The sequence below is a fragment of the Ruegeria profundi genome, from assembly GCF_049800715.1.
Taxonomy (GTDB): Bacteria; Pseudomonadota; Alphaproteobacteria; order Rhodobacterales; family Rhodobacteraceae; genus Ruegeria; species Ruegeria profundi_A.
On the sequence record NZ_JBNAFO010000011.1, the window covers coordinates 129,564 to 146,467 of the forward strand.

Below are 16,904 nucleotides of genomic sequence, written 5' to 3' on the forward strand. Positions count from 1 at the left end.
TAGTCCGCTTGGATCAGGATTTCCGTTTCACAATTACGGACCCCACCGAATACCCCGCCCCGAACGAGCAGATTAGCCCGATATCCCCGTCCTCAAGATCATCCGAGTATTTGGAGAAGGCGATAATCGACCCGGCTGAGGATGTGTTGGCATAGTCCTGCAGGATGTTGGGTTGCTCACCCGCCTCGGGCACACGTCCGAGGACCTTCTTGCCGATGAAATCGTTCATGGTCTTGTTGGCCTGATGCAGCCACAGGCGTGTTAAGTCGTCGCTGCCAATGCCTTCGGCCTCCATGTGGTCGCTGATGTGTTGGCTGACCATGGGCAGTACTTCCTTGAAGACCTTGCGCCCGTTCTGCATGAACTGCATGTCGCGCCGGTCGATCATCCCATCAGGGCGCGAGCGGCGCAGAAAGCCGTTATTGTTGCGGATATTGTTCGAGAAACTGGTGGCGCAGCGGGTCGACAGGACCTCAAAATGCGGGCCTTGCGCGTCTTCGATGCGTTCGAGCAAGGTGGCCGTGGCCACATCGCCGAAGATGAAATGACAATCCCGATCGCGCCATTCCAGATGGCCCGAGCAGATCTCGGGGTTCACCACCAATGCCGACCGAACCGAACCCGACCGCACCATATCCGCCGCCGCCTGAATGCCAAACGTTGCCGAGGAACACGCAACATTCATGTCAAAACCAAAGCCATTGATGCCCAGAGCCTGCTGTATCTCGATGGCGATGGCTGGGTAGGCCCTTTCGTGGTTCGAGGCCGCGCAGATCACCAGATCGACATCTGCCGCCGTCCGACCAGCCTGCGCCAGTGCTTTGTGGCAGGCATCCACCGCCATTTCGGCCATGATCCCCGGCTCGTCATCGCTGCGCTGGCGCAAAGCGGGGTGCATGGTGTCGGGGTCCAACACGCCGGATTTATCCATCACATAGCGGTTTTCGATGCCGGACGCCTTGACGATGAACTCCTCGGAGGAGTGCTGCATCGGCTCCATCTGTCCGGCTTGGATGGCCTGGGCGTTCTCTGCATTCACCTTGTCGGCATAGGCGTTGAAGGCTTGCACAAGCTCGGCATTGGTGATGACGTTTTCGGGCGTGAAAACGCCTGTACCGGTGATAGCAGGGATATACATGGCAAGTCCTGAACGTTTTGGATTTGCTCAAAATGCAGTCACAGGGGCATTTGATCAAGTCTTGTGACCTAAGGGAACTTGGGCTTTGGGGTGAATTTCCGCTTCAGTTATTGAATAGTTCATAATTTGAAGTATATGACCCGCAACGACGTCTCGGAGTCTCTTCAATGTCAGACAGTTTCAGCGACAGGCTTGGCCGCCTGAGCCCTGAAATTCAGGCCATCATGGGCGTCTATGCGCTCTATTGGAAACTCGAAGAGACCTTCGACACCATCGAAACTGACCTGAGCCACCCGGAATGCCATATGTTGATCAAGCTGGATGAACCCAAACGGATGGGTGTTCTGGCGGCCGATATGCTGAGCGTGCCCTCCACCATCACGGCCACTGCGGATGCTCTGGAACAAGCTGGCTATCTGGCGCGCCAGCGCGATCCCAACGATCGCCGTGCCTGGTTGCTTGTGCTGACCGAACAAGGCGAGCGCGCGCGTGATATGCTGGTGTCAGCAGCCGGAGATCTGTTTCACAAGGCCTCTGGCCTGAATGCAGAAGAAACAGCCGAATTCGCCCGGCTGGCGTGCAAGATTCGTGACAACGTACTGAAAACGGGAATTCCCGAGGGATTGAAGAAATGAAACAGCTGACTTCTCTGGGCCTTCTGTTGGCCGTTTTGGCGACGCCGCTTGTCGCGCAAGAGACCGCGAAACCGGTCAAGTTGATGCAGGTGCAGGAAACGGCACCGGGTTTCACTCGACAGTTTTTTGGCCGCGTCGCTGCGCGTCAGACCGTTGATCTGGCCTTTCAGGTTCCGGGGCAGATTGTCGAGATGCCCGTCACCGAAGGGTTCGTCATCCCGAAGGACGGCCTGATTGCCCGTCTGGATCAAGAGCCTTTTGAACTGCGGTTGGATCGCGCCCGCTTGCAGAAAGAACAGGCCGACCGAACTGTCGCGCGCCTGTCGCGGCTGCGCGGCACGACTGCCAGCCAAGTGGCGGTCGATGATTCCGAAACCGAAGCGCAATTGGCCGCGATTGCCCTGCGCGACGCCGAATATGAGCTGGAACATGCAACGCTGACGGCCCCGTTCGACGCGCTTGTGTCAAGCCGCGCGGTTGAAGCCTTTACCACCGTGTCGGCGGGAACACCGATCGTGCGCATCCACGACATGTCGGAACTTCGGATCGAGGTGGACGTCCCCGAGATCCTGTTCCAACGCTCGGGGCAGCAGGATGACATCACTATCACGGCCAAATTCCCCGTAAGTGACGAAGTCTTCCCGCTGGAAATCCGTGAGTTCGACGCCGAGACTTCGAGTGTTGGACAGACATTCCGTATTCAGTTCGGTCTGACCCCGCCTGAGGGGCTGCAGATTCTGCCCGGCTCGTCCGTGTCGGTGAACGTGCATGTCAGGGATGGCCGTACGGGGATCGTTCTACCGGCTTCAGCCATCGTCGCTGGCGCGGATGGCGCGCTGGGCGTGATGGTCTTCTCTCCGGCTGGCGCAGATGAGGGCACGGTACGCCTTGCACCCGTAACCATCGAACCAACTCAGACCGGTGAAGTCCGTGTTCTGACCGGCTTGGAAGATGGCGATGAAGTTGTTGTCGCAGGTGGCTCAGCGTTGACAGACGGCCAGAGCGTGCGCCGTTTCACCGGCTTCTCGAACTAAGGGGCGGGCTGATGAGAATTGCACGCGCATCTATCGACCGGCCGCTCTACACGTGGCTGATCATTCTGATCGCCCTGTTTGGCGGCATATGGGGCTTCCTTTCGCTGGGGCGTCTGGAGGACCCAGCTTTTACCATCAAAAACGCGGTCATCGTAACGCAATACCCCGGCGCAACGGCCGAGCAAGTGGCGCTGGAAGTGTCCGAACCCCTGGAATCGGCGATCCAGCAAATGGGTGAGGTGGATACGATCACCTCGTTGAACCAGCCGGGGCAATCCCTGATCGAGGTTGAGATCAAATCCACCTATGACGGCAGCGAATTGCCCGCAATCTGGACCCGCCTACGCGCCAAGGTGCGTGACGCGGCGCGGGGCCTGCCATCCGGTGTAAATCAGCCCTACGTCAATGATGGTTTCGGCGACGTGTTCGGCCTGTTCTATGCGGTAACCGCTGAAGGGTTCTCGGACGCCGAAAAGCACGAATTGGCGACGTTTCTGCGGCGTGAGCTGTTAACGGTCGACGGCGTTGCCGATGTCGAAGTTCAGGGTTTACCGCAAGAGGCGATCTTCATCGAACCGGATCTGTCCATCTCGGTGAACCAGAATGTCCCCATCCAAGCCATCAACGAGGCAATTGCCAATGCGGATTCGGTCAACTCCTCCGGCTCGGTTCGGTCCGAGAACGACCGCACCACCATTTTGACAGCCGAAGGGTCGGATAGTGTATCGGCCATCGCCGGATTGTCGGTCGGCTCACAAGGGCAGGTGATCAACCTGTTTGACATGTCCAACGTCTACCGTGCCCGTCAGACCGACCCGGATATCATGATCCGCTTCGACGGGACCGAGGCCTTTACGCTGGGCATTGCCGGTTTGGCCGCCGAGAACATCGTCGAAGTCGGCAAACGCGCGGATGCCAAATTTGCAGAACTGGATACGCAAATCCCTTTTGGCGTGGAAATTCTGCCTATCTACCAGCAGCATGTGGTGGTCGAGCAAGCCTCGAACGACTTTCTTGTGAACCTCGCCATGTCGGTGATCATCGTGGTCGCGGTTCTGGGCCTCTTTATGGGGTGGCGCGCCGCCATTGTGGTCGGGTCGACATTGCTGCTGACCGTGGTCGGGACACTGCTGTTCATGGCGCTGTTCTCGATTGAAATGGAGCGGATCTCGCTGGGTGCCCTGATCATTGCGATGGGGATGTTGGTGGACAATGCCATCGTGGTAGCCGAGGGCATGCAGATCGCGATGTTGCGCGGCAAATCCTCGCGCGATGCAGCGGATGAGGTGGCATCGAAAACGCAGATCCCGCTGTTGGGCGCGACTGTCATCGGCATCATGGCCTTTGCGGGCATCGGTCTCAGCCCCGATGCGACCGGAGAGTTTCTGTTCTCGCTCTTTGCAGTTATCGGGATCTCATTGCTGCTCAGCTGGGTTCTGGCAATCACAGTAACACCGATGTTGGCGCATTATTTCTTCAAGCAGGGCAAAGAGGGTGAAGTTGACGCCTATGGCAGCCTTCTGTTCCGTGTTTACGGCGCGATCCTGCGCTGGGCGTTGCGGTTCCGCTGGCTCGTTGTGGCCGGGCTGATCGCTGTGACGGTGGCCTGTTATGCGGGCTTCGGCCTGATGAAGCAGCAATTTTTCCCGGACTCGAATACGCCGCTGTTCTTTGTCCACTACAAGCTGCCTCAGGGCACACCAATCTCGCGTACCTCTGCGGATATGGCAGTGGTAGAGGATTGGCTGGCCGAACGTGACGATGTGGTGTCCGTCACCACGTTTGTCGGGCAAGGCGCGACCCGCTTCATGCTGACCTATAGCGCTGAGGACCCAAACCCAAGCTACGGTCACATGATCATTCGGACGGAAACGCTGGAGGATATCCCAGCGCTGCAGGCCGAGCTTGAAGCCTTTGGGGTGGCTCAGTTCCCTGAAAGCGAGTTTCGCACCAAACGTCTGGTCTTCGGTCCGGGGGGAGGCACGCCGATTCAAGCTCGCTTCTCGGGTAGCGACCCGGCCGTGCTGAGGCAGTTGGCGGACGAAGCGGTTCAACGTATGGCGGCTGCCACGCCGAACGCGCTCAACGTCCATCATGACTGGCGCGAAAAAGAGCTGGCGGTGCAACCGATCTACGCAACTGAACGCGCGCAGACAGCCGGTGTTTCGCGTGAAGATATTGCGGCCACGCTGCAATTCTCGACCGACGGCATCACCGGTGGCGTCCTGCGTGAGCGTGACCGCCTGATCCCGATCATTCTGCGCCGCCCTGCAGAGGGTGACTATTCGATCGTCGATCAGGTCGTGTATTCCGATCAGTCAGGCCAATTCGTGCCCATCGAACAGATGGTGGACGGGTTCGAATACCAGTTGCTCAACACCGAGGTCCACCGGCGCAACCGGGTTCTGACAATCACCGTTGGCGCGGATATCCCACCAGATGTGACCGCAGCGCAGGTGCATTCCGAGGTGCGCGCAACGATTGAAGAGATGGACCTGCCACCCGGCTATCGTATGGAATGGGGAGGTGAGTTCGAGGACTCGGGCGATGCCCAGGAAAGCCTTGGCAGGCAATTGCCACTGAGCCTGTTGATCATGGTGCTGATCTCGGTGTTGTTGTTCAATGCGATCCGCCAGCCGGTCATCATTTGGCTTTTGGTGCCCATGTCGGTGAACGGTGTGGTCATCGGTTTGCTTGGCACCGGACTGCCGTTCACCTTTACGGCGCTTCTGGGTCTGCTCAGCTTGTCGGGCATGCTGATCAAGAATGGCATCGTTCTGGTCGAAGAGATTGATCTGGTCCGCGCAACCGGTAAACCCCTGCAGGAGTCGATCATCGAAGCATCCGTCTCGCGTTTGCGACCTGTGATGCTGGCTGCGATTACAACGATCCTTGGGATGGCTCCGCTGCTGACGGATGCGTTCTTTGTCTCGATGGCGGTCACCATCATGGGCGGGTTGGCTTTTGCTACGGTCCTGACGATGGTCGCGGCCCCGGTCTTCTATCTGCTGTTCTTCCAGCGAGATGAGAAACGGCAAGCTGTTGCTGCTTAAATGAAAAACCCCCGTTCAACGACCGGGGGTTTTGCTTTTTCCTTGGTTCTGCAGGTCAGCCCTGCAGCGATTTCACCTCGACGTCACCTTCGGCCTGCGCCTTGATCGCCAACGCTGCTGCGTAGCTGGCGGCGGCGGTGGTGAAATAGGGGATCTTGTCATACAGAGCGATTGAGCGGATCGACCGGCTGTCTTCCACCGCCTGTGCGCCTTCGGTTGAGTTCATCACCAGCTGAACACCGCCGTCTTTCATCAGGTCAGTCACATCCGGGCGTCCCTCATAGACCTTGTTAACCACTTCGCAAGGTACGCCCTGCGTGTCCAACCAGGTTTGCGTGCCGCGTGTGGCGACCAGTTCAAAGCCCTGATCGACCAGAACGCGCGCGGCCTCCAACATGTCCGGCCCTTTGTCTGCATCCTTGATCGAGATGAATGCGCGGCCGGATGAGGGCAGCACCATGCCAGCGCCTATCTGTGCCTTCAGGAATGCGCGCGGGAAGTCGCGATCCCAGCCCATGACCTCACCGGTCGAGCGCATTTCCGGGCCCAGAATGGTGTCGACGCCGGGGAAGCGGGCGAAGGGCAGCACGGCCTCTTTCACCGAGAACCACGGCATGTCGGGGTCGGCCAGCGTCATCTGGTCGGCGATCTTGCTGTCATCGACTGTCTTGTAGGGCGGGCGTTTCGGGAAGTCCGCCAGTTTCTCACCGGCCATCACACGCGCCGCGATGGACGCAATCGCGCTGTCGGTGGCCTTGGCGACGAAGGGTACGGTACGCGAGGCGCGGGGGTTTACTTCGATCAGGTAAATCTCACCATCCTTGATCGCAAACTGGACGTTCATCAGGCCGACCACGTTTAACGCCTTGGCCAGTTTAAACGCTTGTTCCTTGATCTGCTCGATGATCTCTTTCGACAGTGAATAGGGCGGCAGTGAGCAGGCCGAGTCGCCCGAGTGAACGCCTGCCTCTTCGATATGCTGCATAATGCCTGCAACGTGAACATCGGTGCCATCGCACAGAGCGTCCACGTCCAGCTCAACCGCACCGGCCAGATAGCTGTCCAGCAGAACCGGGCTGTCGCCCGAGACCACAACAGCCTCGTTGATGTAGCGCCGCAGCTGATCCATATCGCGCACGATCTCCATCGCACGACCGCCCAGAACGTAAGAAGGGCGGATCACCAGCGGGAAGCCGATTTCCTCTGCGATCTCAAGCGCTTGTTCATCGGTCGAAGCGATGCCGTTTTTCGGCTGCTTCAGGCCCAGCTCGTTGACCAGCGCCTGGAAGCGTTCACGGTCTTCAGCTAGGTCGATCGCGTCGGGCGTGGTGCCGAGGATCGGAATGCCTTCGGCCTCAAGCGCGTTCGCCAGTTTCAGCGGAGTCTGGCCGCCGAATTGAACGATGACGCCGTGCAGCGTGCCGTTTTCCTGCTCTTTCGTCAGGATTTCCATGACGTGCTCAAAGGTCAGCGGCTCAAAATACAAACGGTCCGAGGTGTCATAGTCCGTCGAGACCGTCTCGGGGTTGCAGTTGACCATGATGGTCTCATACCCCGCGTCGGTTAGCGCGAAGCAGGCGTGACAGCAGCAATAGTCGAACTCGATGCCCTGACCGATCCGGTTCGGACCGCCGCCGAGGATGACGACCTTTTTGCGGTCGCTTGGACGTGCCTCGCATTCGACCTCACCCATCATCGGAGCTTCGTAGGTCGAGTACATATAAGGTGTCTGCGCTTCGAATTCGGCGGCGCAGGTGTCAATGCGTTTGAACACGGCCTTTACGCCCAGATTGCGGCGGGCGCGGCGGACGTTGTCTTCGTCACGGCCAGTCAGGTTGCCCAGACGTGCGTCGGTGAAGCCCAGCATTTTTAGCTTGCGGATGCCGTCTTCGGTGACCGGCAGGCCGTCTTTGCGGACCTGGCGCTCGGCCTCGATGATCTCGCGGATGCGGGCCAGGAACCAAGGGTCGAATTTGGTAACGCCGAAAATCTCATCATCGGACAGACCGTGACGCATGGCCTGAGCGATGGTACGCAAACGGTCGGGGGTCTGCTGGCTGATTGCTTTGATCACGGCAGCTTTGTCGTCCGCTTCTTCCCAGACACCGACATTCAGGCCGGGGATTTCGATCTCATCAAAGCCGGTCAGGCCCGATTCCATCGAGGCCAGAGCCTTTTGCATCGATTCGTGGATCGTGCGGCCAATGGACATGGCCTCACCCACCGACTTCATCGCGGTGGTCAGATAGGGTTCGGATCCAGGGAATTTCTCGAACGCGAATTTTGGGATCTTGGTGACGACATAGTCAATGGTCGGCTCGAACGAAGCGGGCGTGACCTTGGTAATGTCGTTGTCCAGCTCGTCCAGCGTGTAGCCGACGGCTAGCTTGGCGGCGATCTTGGCAATCGGGAAACCGGTCGCTTTGGAGGCCAGAGCGGATGAGCGCGATACCCGCGGGTTCATCTCGATCACGACCATGCGACCATCTTCGGGATTGATCGCCCATTGTACGTTCGACCCGCCGGTTTCGACGCCGATCTCTCGCAGAACGGCGATCGAGCCGTTGCGCATGATCTGGTATTCCTTGTCGGTCAGGGTCAGGGCAGGGGCCACGGTGATCGAGTCACCCGTATGCACACCCATCGGATCGACGTTTTCGATGGAACATACGATGATCGCGTTGTCGGCAGTGTCGCGCACCACCTCCATCTCGTATTCTTTCCAGCCCAGCAGGCTTTCGTCGACGAGGATCTGGTTCACTGGCGAGGCATCCATGCCCGAGCGGCAGAAATGGATATAATCCTCACGGTTATAGGCCACACCGCCGCCTGTGCCGCCTAGGGTAAAAGCAGGGCGGATGATGGCGGGCAGGCCGATCTCTTCCAGCTCATCCAGCGCCATTTGCACACCGGCGTCCAGATCGGTGGAGCCGTCTTCGCGCTTGGGGGCGGTCACGATGGTTGCCTTGGGGTTTTCAAGACCCAGCCGGTCCATCGCCTCGCGGAACAAGGCGCGGTCTTCGGCCATTTCGATGGCGTCGCGCTTGGCGCCGATCATCTCGACACCGAACTTGTCCAGCACGCCCATCTCTTCCAACGCCAGCGAGGTATTCAGGCCGGTTTGACCACCCATAGTGGGCAGCAGGGCATCGGGGCGCTCTTTCTCGATGATCTTGGCGACCACTTCGGGAGTGATCGGCTCAATATACGTCGCATCGGCCAGACCCGGGTCGGTCATGATCGTCGCGGGGTTCGAGTTCACCAGAATGACCCGGTACCCTTCCTCGCGCAGCGCCTTACAGGCCTGAGCGCCGGAATAGTCAAACTCGCAGGCTTGTCCGATAACAATGGGGCCCGCCCCAATGATCATGATCGACTGGATGTCGGTTCTTCTCGGCATGGCCTTGTTCCTTCGATTGTCAGCGAGTCAGGGCACCGCCCCAGCGCCCAAATTGTCCTGCGTTATAGGGACAGCGCGAAAAGGTGCAAGAGGTATCGGGAACAGAGGTGAAATTGCCGCTTTCCCCCCTTTCCCTTGGCAGAGTATTCTCTATATCGCGCATCACGGCTTATGAGGATGCACTTGCGTATTCGTTTTGATCAGGGACCTGCCGGTCCGGGAACCCGGTTCGACCGGCCATCCCACATCATCCGGGCGGATGCCGCGGAGGAGGTGCCACACGCGTTGGCGGCCCTCGATGACGCGCGCGCGGCGGGCGGGTGGCTGGCTGGGTATGCGAGTTATGAGCTGGGCTATGTGCTGGAGCCTCGGCTGCATGGTTTGTTGCCGAAAGACCGGAAGCTGCCGCTGTTGTGTTTCGGGGTTTACGACGAGCCGGACCAAAGCACATTGCCCAAAGCCCATGGCGGCGTATCTGCGTTTCAGCCGCGTTGGGATGAGAGCCGGTACAGTCAGGCCTTTCAGGCAGTGCATTATGCTATCGGGGCTGGGGATATATATCAGGCGAACCTGACCTTCCCGATTGATCTGACGGTTGATGGAGACAGCGCGGCGCTATACGCGGCGCTTACATCCGGCCAACCGGTCGGCCACGGAGCGCTGGTTCAACAGGACGGGCTGCCCGACCTTCTTAGTCGCTCGCCCGAGCTTTTCTTCCGCACGGATGAAACCGGTCGGATCGAAACGCGCCCCATGAAGGGCACCCAGCCGCGCAGCGAGGACATGGCCGAGGACGCCCGCCGCCGTAATTTCCTGTCGTCGGATGAGAAGAACCGGGCCGAGAACCTGATGATCGTTGACCTGCTGCGCAATGATATCAGCCGCGTGGCGCTGCCCGGTTCGGTTCACGTGCCGGAGCTCTTCAAGGTCGAAACCTATGCCACGGTGCATCAGATGGTATCGCTGGTGCGGGCGCAGCTGCAGGTCGGGGCCGGGTTGTCCGACATCATGACGGCACTGTTCCCCTGTGGTTCCATCACCGGCGCGCCCAAGATCCGTGCGATGGAGATCCTGTCCGAGCTGGAGCCCTGGGCGCGTGATATTTATTGCGGAACCATCGGCTGGGCCGCGCCGGATGGCCGGTCGGAATTCAACGTCGCCATCCGCACACTGATGATGGACGATGGAAACGCCACCCTGAATGTCGGCGGCGGCGTGGTTTGGGACAGCACAGCCCCATCTGAATACGAGGAAGCCCTATGGAAAGCCCGCTTCGCCCACCAGTTGAGCCTGATTTCCGCCTGATCGAAACCCTTGGCTTTCAACCCGATCAGGGCTTCGTGCGGCGTGATCGGCACCTTGACCGCATGGCGCGCACGGCAAAGGACTTGGCGCTGTCCTTCGACCGCAATGCGGCGCTTGTGATATTGTCCGGCGTTACCAGCGATGCCCCCTTGCGGTGTCGGTTGACCATGGATGTCCATGGAGGCTTTGACCTGACCACGGCCGCGTTAGCTGGCAATCCTGAGATCTGGCGGTTGGGGATTTCTCAGACCCGGCTGAACTCGGACGACATATGGTTGCAGCACAAAACCACGCGCCGCGTGGTTTATGATACTGCCCGAGCCTCCCTGCCGGATGGCATTGACGAGCTGCTGTTCTTCAACGAGCGGGAAGAGCTGTGCGAAGGAACCATCACCAATCTGTTCATTGAAATGCCGGACGGGCGCAGGCTTACGCCTCCTGTGTCCTGCGGTCTTTTGCCGGGCATTCTACGCGAACAGCTTTTGGAGGAGGGTTGGGCCGAGGCCGTTCTAACCATGAATGATCTGAGTTCCGCCAAGGCGATTTATATGGGCAACTCTCTGCGCGGCCTAATCCCCGCAAAGCTGGTGGCACTATGAGCAACGACAGCGCGTTGGATCACCGACCGGTGGCGATGGGGTGTCTGCGGCTTGAGTTCGGTGCGTTCTTCGTTGCGGTCCCTCTGCTGATTGCAGTCCTGTTCCCGCCCAACTGGATGTTCCCGGCTTTGTTTGCATTCACTGGACTGGGCATTGTCCTGTTGCATGCCACACCGGGCTTCCAATGGGCCGAACTTCGCTACAATTGGGCAAACTGGTCGGTCCGTGAACTGGTCGCGTTCACGACAGTTACCGCACTGTTCTGCATTGCTCTTATCTACCTGACCCGCCCGGATGCCGCCTTTTTCCTGCTGAAACACCGGCCCGAAATGCTGGTGTTCATTTGGGTTGGCTATCCGCTCCTGTCTGCGCTACCGCAAGAGCTGTTGTTCCGCCCGCTGTTTTACCGCCGCTACCATGGTATCCTGCCTGAAGGCCGCAAGGCCGACCTCCTGAACGCGGCCATCTTTTCCTTCGCCCATCTGATGTACTGGAGCTGGATCGTCGCCGTCATGACTTTTGTTGGCGGCCTGCTGTTTAGCTGGGCCTATCGCAAACGAGGGTCCTTCTTCTACGCGGTGCTGCTGCACGCGATTGCGGGGAATATCATCTTTGCCGTGGGTCTGGGCGTGTATTTCTATTCCGGCAACGTTCAAAGGCCGTTTTGACGGCGCGACCCGCCTTGACTTTCCAAGCCTGACAGGGTGTATCGGCGCGACGAATTCTGCGCCCGAAGGGATATTCCATGCACGCCTATCGCAGCCACACCTGCGCCGCTCTGACCGCCGCCAATGTCGGTGAAACCGTCCGCCTGTCCGGTTGGGTGCATCGGGTCCGAGATCACGGTGGCGTGCTGTTCATCGATCTGCGCGACCATTTCGGGGTGACACAAGTTCTGTGCGACGGCGACAGCGCGGCTTTTGCCGAGCTAGAGAAAGTGCGTTCCGAATGGTGTATCCGCATCGACGGCACGGTAAAGGCGCGTGACGCTGATCTGGTGAACCCGAAACTGCCCACCGGCGAGATCGAAGTTTACGTGCGTGAGCTGGAGGTTCTGGGTGCCGCCGACGAACTGCCGCTGATCGTGTTCGGCGATCAGGAATACCCCGAGGAAACCCGCCTGCGCTATCGCTACCTCGACCTGCGCCGTGAAGCGATGCAGCAGAACATGACCTTGCGTTCGGACGTTGTGGCCTCGATGCGTCGCCGTATGTGGGATCAGGGCTTCCGCGAGTATCAGACGCCGATCATCACCGCGTCCTCGCCCGAAGGCGCGCGCGACTTTTTGGTGCCCTCGCGTCTGCATCCGGGTAAGTTCTATGCACTGCCGCAGGCGCCGCAGCAATTCAAGCAGCTGATCATGGTGTCGGGTTTCGACAAGTATTTCCAGATCGCGCCGTGCTTCCGTGACGAAGACCCGCGCGCCGACCGCTCGCCAACCGATTTCTACCAGCTCGACCTCGAGATGTCCTTTGTCGAGCAGCAGGACGTGTTTGACACAATCCAACCGGTTCTGACCGGCGTGTTCGAAGAGTTCGGTGGTGGCCGCAAGGTCGATCAGGACTGGCCGCAGATCTCCTACAAGGACGCGGCGCTGTGGTACGGCAGCGACAAACCCGACCTTCGGAATCCTATTAAAATGCAAGTGGTCTCCGACCACTTTCGCGGATCTGGCTTCGCGATTTTCGCGAAGCTGTTGGAGCAGGAAGGCACTGAAATTCGCGCCATCCCTGCGCCGACTGGAGGCAGCCGCAAATTCTGCGACCGTATGAACGCGTTTGCCCAGAAAGAGGGTCTGCCGGGGATGGGTTACATCTTCTGGCGTGATCAGGGCCAAGGGATGGAAGCCGCCGGCCCGCTTGCCAAGAACATCGGCCCCGAGCGGACCGAGGCGATCCGTCAGCAACTGGGTCTGGGCGTCGGCGATGCCGCGTTTTTCCTGGGCGGCAAGCCGAAAGCCTTTGAAAAGGTCGCGGGCAAAGCGCGCGATGTGATCGGCGATGAGCTTGGCCTGACTGAGAAAGATCGTTTTGCCTTTGCTTGGATCGTGGATTTCCCGATCTACGAGCAGGACGAGGAAACCGGCGCGATCGACTTTGAACACAACCCGTTCTCGATGCCGCAGGGCGGTATGGAGGCGCTGAACGGCGATCCTCTGGACGTGCGCGGCTATCAGTACGATCTGGCTTGTAACGGGTATGAGCTGGTCTCGGGCGCGATCCGGAACCACAAGCCGGAAATCATGCTGAAAGCCTTTGAGCTGGCGGGCTACGGTGAGGACGAAGTGAAATCCCGCTTTGGTGCCCTTTTCAACGCGTTCCACTACGGCGCGCCGCCACACGGTGGCTGTGCTGCGGGCATCGACCGGATCGTGATGCTGCTGGCGGATGAAGCCAACATTCGCGAGGTCATGATGTTCCCGATGAACCAACGCGCCGAAGATTTGATGATGGATGCGCCATCCGGTCCAAGCTCGGATCAATTGATGGAGCTGGGGCTTCGTATCATCCCGCAGGAATAAAGAAACTACCGCCCGCTTCAAGCGGGCGGTTTGCTTTTGAGGGGGTGAAACAAGGCTTTAAGTGCGTATCACCTGATCGCGTCGATCACCGGGGCAAGACTGCGTTTGTATTTCGGTTCTGTCTCGCCACTTCAATCCCCTGTTATGCCAGTGACCTTCTCGCGATGGTGGTGTCGCTCAGCGCATCAAGCAAACCTGACCTAGATCGCTTCGGGTTAAACCTGCGACACGAATACCCTGCCTCGCTTTAGTCTAGGGGATTGGCCACCCCGACCCGTTTCGCCCGGATGGCCCGCGCCGAGTTTCGGGCCTGTCGGTATATCCACAAACACAACAGGGATGCGGTGATGAAATAGGCGGTGATCAATTCAGATAGCCTCTTTTTGCTGCAATCTGTCTTGAAGGATCCCGGCAACCTGCGCGGCGCGGGCGGTGATCGGCGTACCCTCAGAGCGCGACGCGGCAAGGCCCTTTGCCGCATTTATCAAGACCAGATCATTGGCCTCACGCGCGACGCTGCCAAGAAACTGGGCTGCATAGTCCAAAGTGCGGTGATCATTCGGACCGGCCAGCACGTCGGCGATATGGGCCATGTCGTCCTGATAGGCGAGGGGGTCGGGGTGGATCTGCTCATCTCGGACCGCGTGTAGTTTGCTGGGGCGGCGGTCTTCGGGCAGCAGCTCGAGAATGGTTCTTTGAAAGAAGGCCATGGATTTGATTGGTTTATTCAGAAATCCATCTGCACCAGCCTGCATAGCCTGTTCACGGGTGCAGTCATCGCCGGACATGCCAAGGATTACGCCGATCCGAAGGGTGGCCTGCGTCAGTTCGGCAATCAGATCGGCGCCCGAGCCATCCGGCAGCCCCATATCCACGACGATGATCGAGGGGCGATAGATCTGCAGGTGACGCCGGGCCGATTTCAGGCAATCTGCACGCCGGATCCGCGCGCCGCTGTGCAAGCACATCAGGCGGATCACGTCGCAGGAGTATCGGCTGTCTTCGACAACCAGAATGGTCTGTCCCCGCAACGGTCGGATCGCGGTGGGTGTGGCAATGGTGGTCAATGGTCCCGAATCGTCCATGGCAGCTCTCCTATCCAGCAGATGCCTAACGCTAGGAACTTCTGGCTAACACAGGGTTAACGGGCAATTTGGCGCACTTGTTCTTTGGCCGGGCAGCCCCCATAACCCAAGCAATGCAGGACAGAGGAGACTATCATGATTGGACGCCTGAACCACGTTGCCATCGCCGTTCCGGACCTTGAGGCCGCATCGGATCAATACCGCAATGCGCTGGGCGCCAAGGTGGGCGAGCCTCAGGATGAACCCGATCATGGTGTGACGGTTGTCTTTATCGAACTGCCCAATACGAAGATTGAACTTTTGTACCCCTTGGGCGAGGACAGCCCGATCAACGGGTTTCTGGAAAAGAACCCCGCCGGAGGTATCCATCATGTCTGCTATGAGGTCGACGATATCATCGCCGCGCGTGACCACCTGAAGGAAACCGGCGCGCGTGTGCTAGGCTCCGGCGAGCCCAAGATCGGTGCCCATGGCAAACCGGTGCTGTTCCTTCACCCCAAAGATTTCAACGGTTGCCTTGTCGAGTTGGAACAGGTGTAACGCCAGCCCGGAGGGCCTGACATGACTATCACTGCCGCTTTGGTTCTGTTTGCCGTCATTTGGTTCATGACGCTGTTGATCGTTCTGCCTATTCGCATCAAAACTCAGGGCGATCTGGGGGATATCGTTCCGGGCACTCATGCGGGCGCGCCGGAAGAGCATCACATGAAAAAGAAGATGTGGATCACCACCGGCATTTCGATCGTTTTGTGGGCGATCATTGCCGGGATCATCCTATCAGGCGCGATTTCTGTGCGCGACTTCGACTGGTTGAACCAGTTGGAGCCGCGCTAATCTCAGGTGTCCGAAAGCTTGTGGTAAATATGGGTGAACGTGGCCGCCCCGAGGATCGGGATCACAAGGTTCACCAAAGGAACGGAAAGCGGGATCGCCATCAGCGTTCCTGCAGCCCAGATTGTGGTGACGTGTTTGGCGCGTAGCTTGCGTGCCCCGTCACGGCCCAAGCGGCGCATGGCGGCCAGCGTAAAGTACTCTCGACCCAGCAGAAATCCGTTCATCGCCCAGAAAATGAAGGGCGCGAAGGGTGGGAAGATCGCGTAGAGGATCAGTGCCAGAATATTGGCTAGGATCAGCACGCCTAAAAAGCCCAACCCATCCATGATGGCCTCGGATACCGGTATCCTTGGAGCCTTGGGCAGGGTTGGATAGTGCTTGTCCTCAACGGCCTGCGCCACGTCCTCGAGAAAAATTGAGGTGATGGCCGAGGCGACCGGCACCATTAAGAACACCGGCAACACCAGCACCAGAAAAATGCCCGAGTAATTCAGCACGTCGTTCAACCAGGAAACCGTGCCAACAAATGGCAGTGAAATCTCGCTGCCGGACAGCGAATTGATGAACCAGATCGCGCCCGCGCAGGCGAGGATCAGCAACAGGATTGTCAGCCCGATACCCCGAAACAGGACAGAGCGAAATTTTGGGTCTCCGATCTGACCCAGCGCTGCAATAAACGCGTTGAGGATGATCATTCCGCGACCCAGTCCGTCAGGGCGGCAACATCAGGCCGTGGGCGCTCGGGCGGGGCGCTGCCTTCGGTGGCGATGTGAATCAGGCCTGCGACGCTTTCATTGTCGGCTAGCCCAAATGCCTTTTGGCAGAAGGCCCGGTCATGGGTCTGCCAGCCGGACAACCAGTTGGCGCCCCATCCTGCGGCCAATGCCGCGTTCAGCAGCGCCAGACAGACCGCACCCGCCGAATAGGTCTGTTCGATGGCTGGGATTTTCTCGGACGGTTTCTGGACCTCGATCACGGCCACGGCCAGATGCCCCAGATCAAACTGGCTACGCGCCTTTGCGATGTCTTCGGGGCTTTTGCCCAAAGCGGTGCCGCATTCCTCGGTCAGGCTGGCCAGACGCGCCATCGCGCCTTTTTCCAGCACGATGAACCGCCAAGGCTCAAGCTTGCCATGATCAGGGCTGCGCGCGGCTGCGGTCAGCAGCGGCACCAGCTCATCCCGCGTCGGAGCCGGCGCGATCAGCGTTTTCGCCGGACGAGAGCGGCGCACCTGCAGAAATTCCAGCGCGGCAGGGTTTTTCAGGGACATATGTTAACTTCCTTTACATCAGCGGTTTGT

General features: G+C 59.0%; 14 protein-coding genes. 9 read left to right on the plus strand and 5 right to left on the minus strand.

Annotation, left to right across the window (positions count from 1 at the left end; genetic code table 11):
• Positions 1-13: 13 nt before the first annotated feature.
• Positions 14-1,138 carry a beta-ketoacyl-ACP synthase III gene (locus ACP15L_RS17505; RefSeq protein ID WP_425085149.1) on the minus strand — a complete coding sequence of 375 codons (1,125 nt, stop codon included), beginning with the start codon at positions 1,136-1,138 and terminating at the stop codon, positions 14-16.
• Positions 1,139-1,305: 167 nt separating this feature from the next.
• On the opposite strand from ACP15L_RS17505, the gene ACP15L_RS17510 reads away from it, so the two are divergent.
• Genes ACP15L_RS17510 through ACP15L_RS17520 form a run of 3 tightly spaced genes read left to right on the plus strand, consistent with a single transcriptional unit; the run spans position 1,306 to position 5,860 of the window.
• Positions 1,306-1,773, plus strand: a complete 468-nt coding sequence (locus ACP15L_RS17510) for a MarR family winged helix-turn-helix transcriptional regulator (RefSeq protein ID WP_425085150.1) — start codon at positions 1,306-1,308, stop codon at positions 1,771-1,773.
• Complete coding sequence (locus tag ACP15L_RS17515) at positions 1,770-2,807, plus strand: efflux RND transporter periplasmic adaptor subunit (protein WP_425085151.1); 1,038 nt, start codon at positions 1,770-1,772, stop codon at positions 2,805-2,807. Before ACP15L_RS17510 ends, ACP15L_RS17515 begins: the two co-directional genes overlap by 4 nt.
• An 11-nt stretch (positions 2,808-2,818) precedes the next feature.
• Positions 2,819-5,860: an efflux RND transporter permease subunit gene (locus ACP15L_RS17520; protein WP_425085152.1), complete on the plus strand. Its 3,042-nt coding sequence runs from the start codon at positions 2,819-2,821 to the stop codon at positions 5,858-5,860.
• 55 nt (positions 5,861-5,915) lie between these two features.
• Here ACP15L_RS17520 and carB read toward each other — a convergent pair whose 3' ends face one another.
• On the minus strand, positions 5,916-9,260 hold the full coding sequence (carB, locus tag ACP15L_RS17525; RefSeq protein WP_425085153.1) for a carbamoyl-phosphate synthase large subunit: 3,345 nt from the start codon (positions 9,258-9,260) through the stop codon (positions 5,916-5,918).
• 177 nt (positions 9,261-9,437) lie between these two features.
• Between carB and ACP15L_RS17530 the strand changes: the two genes are divergently transcribed.
• From ACP15L_RS17530 to aspS, 4 genes are all read left to right on the plus strand, one after another.
• Positions 9,438-10,565, plus strand: a complete 1,128-nt coding sequence (locus ACP15L_RS17530; RefSeq protein WP_425085154.1) for an aminodeoxychorismate synthase component I — start codon at positions 9,438-9,440, stop codon at positions 10,563-10,565.
• Positions 10,520-11,164 carry an aminotransferase class IV family protein gene (locus ACP15L_RS17535; protein WP_425085155.1) on the plus strand — a complete coding sequence of 215 codons (645 nt, stop codon included), beginning with the start codon at positions 10,520-10,522 and terminating at the stop codon, positions 11,162-11,164. The genes ACP15L_RS17530 and ACP15L_RS17535 overlap by 46 nt, the downstream gene beginning before the upstream one ends.
• A complete protein-coding gene (locus ACP15L_RS17540; RefSeq protein WP_425085156.1) occupies positions 11,161-11,832 on the plus strand; it encodes a CPBP family intramembrane glutamic endopeptidase in 672 nt (223 codons plus the stop codon). Before ACP15L_RS17535 ends, ACP15L_RS17540 begins: the two co-directional genes overlap by 4 nt.
• Positions 11,833-11,909: 77 nt before the next feature.
• Positions 11,910-13,685, plus strand: coding sequence for an aspartate--tRNA ligase (gene aspS / locus ACP15L_RS17545; protein ID WP_425085157.1), 1,776 nt, complete (start codon positions 11,910-11,912; stop codon positions 13,683-13,685).
• A 368-nt stretch (positions 13,686-14,053) separates the two neighbouring features.
• Here the strand turns inward: aspS and ACP15L_RS17550 are convergent, their stop codons facing one another.
• Positions 14,054-14,770: a response regulator gene (locus ACP15L_RS17550; RefSeq protein ID WP_425085158.1), complete on the minus strand. Its 717-nt coding sequence runs from the start codon at positions 14,768-14,770 to the stop codon at positions 14,054-14,056.
• A gap of 135 nt (positions 14,771-14,905) precedes the next feature.
• Between ACP15L_RS17550 and mce the strand changes: the two genes are divergently transcribed.
• Positions 14,906-15,310 carry a methylmalonyl-CoA epimerase gene (gene mce, locus ACP15L_RS17555; RefSeq protein ID WP_425085159.1) on the plus strand — a complete coding sequence of 135 codons (405 nt, stop codon included), beginning with the start codon at positions 14,906-14,908 and terminating at the stop codon, positions 15,308-15,310.
• A 21-nt stretch (positions 15,311-15,331) separates the two neighbouring features.
• The gene (locus tag ACP15L_RS17560) at positions 15,332-15,604 is read left to right on the plus strand and encodes a DUF1467 family protein (RefSeq protein WP_170374730.1); all 273 of its coding nucleotides are present in this window, start codon (positions 15,332-15,334) and stop codon (positions 15,602-15,604) included.
• 2 nt (positions 15,605-15,606) lie between these two features.
• On the opposite strand, the gene ACP15L_RS17565 is transcribed toward ACP15L_RS17560, so the two are convergent.
• Together ACP15L_RS17565 and ACP15L_RS17570 are read right to left on the minus strand one after the other, a co-directional pair.
• A complete protein-coding gene (locus tag ACP15L_RS17565; RefSeq protein WP_425085160.1) occupies positions 15,607-16,299 on the minus strand; it encodes an EI24 domain-containing protein in 693 nt (230 codons plus the stop codon).
• Entirely contained in the window at positions 16,296-16,874 is a 579-nt protein-coding gene (locus ACP15L_RS17570; protein ID WP_425085161.1) for a nitroreductase family protein, read from the minus strand. The genes ACP15L_RS17565 and ACP15L_RS17570 overlap by 4 nt, the downstream gene beginning before the upstream one ends.
• Positions 16,875-16,904 lie beyond the last annotated feature (30 nt).

What these genes read in the sequence shown, in the direction of transcription:
- ACP15L_RS17505 (WP_425085149.1), bottom strand. Translation starts at nt 1,138, where the DNA reads ATGTATATCCCTGCTATCACCGGTACAGGCGTTTTCACGCCCGAAAAC.
- ACP15L_RS17510 (WP_425085150.1), top strand. Translation starts at nt 1,306, where the DNA reads ATGTCAGACAGTTTCAGCGACAGGCTTGGCCGCCTGAGCCCTGAAATT.
- ACP15L_RS17515 (WP_425085151.1), top strand. Translation starts at nt 1,770, where the DNA reads ATGAAACAGCTGACTTCTCTGGGCCTTCTGTTGGCCGTTTTGGCGACG.
- ACP15L_RS17520 (WP_425085152.1), top strand. Translation starts at nt 2,819, where the DNA reads ATGAGAATTGCACGCGCATCTATCGACCGGCCGCTCTACACGTGGCTG.
- carB (WP_425085153.1), bottom strand. Translation starts at nt 9,260, where the DNA reads ATGCCGAGAAGAACCGACATCCAGTCGATCATGATCATTGGGGCGGGC.
- ACP15L_RS17530 (WP_425085154.1), top strand. Translation starts at nt 9,438, where the DNA reads ATGCACTTGCGTATTCGTTTTGATCAGGGACCTGCCGGTCCGGGAACC.
- ACP15L_RS17535 (WP_425085155.1), top strand. Translation starts at nt 10,520, where the DNA reads ATGGAAAGCCCGCTTCGCCCACCAGTTGAGCCTGATTTCCGCCTGATC.
- ACP15L_RS17540 (WP_425085156.1), top strand. Translation starts at nt 11,161, where the DNA reads ATGAGCAACGACAGCGCGTTGGATCACCGACCGGTGGCGATGGGGTGT.
- aspS (WP_425085157.1), top strand. Translation starts at nt 11,910, where the DNA reads ATGCACGCCTATCGCAGCCACACCTGCGCCGCTCTGACCGCCGCCAAT.
- ACP15L_RS17550 (WP_425085158.1), bottom strand. Translation starts at nt 14,770, where the DNA reads ATGGACGATTCGGGACCATTGACCACCATTGCCACACCCACCGCGATC.
- mce (WP_425085159.1), top strand. Translation starts at nt 14,906, where the DNA reads ATGATTGGACGCCTGAACCACGTTGCCATCGCCGTTCCGGACCTTGAG.
- ACP15L_RS17560 (WP_170374730.1), top strand. Translation starts at nt 15,332, where the DNA reads ATGACTATCACTGCCGCTTTGGTTCTGTTTGCCGTCATTTGGTTCATG.
- ACP15L_RS17565 (WP_425085160.1), bottom strand. Translation starts at nt 16,299, where the DNA reads ATGATCATCCTCAACGCGTTTATTGCAGCGCTGGGTCAGATCGGAGAC.
- ACP15L_RS17570 (WP_425085161.1), bottom strand. Translation starts at nt 16,874, where the DNA reads ATGTCCCTGAAAAACCCTGCCGCGCTGGAATTTCTGCAGGTGCGCCGC.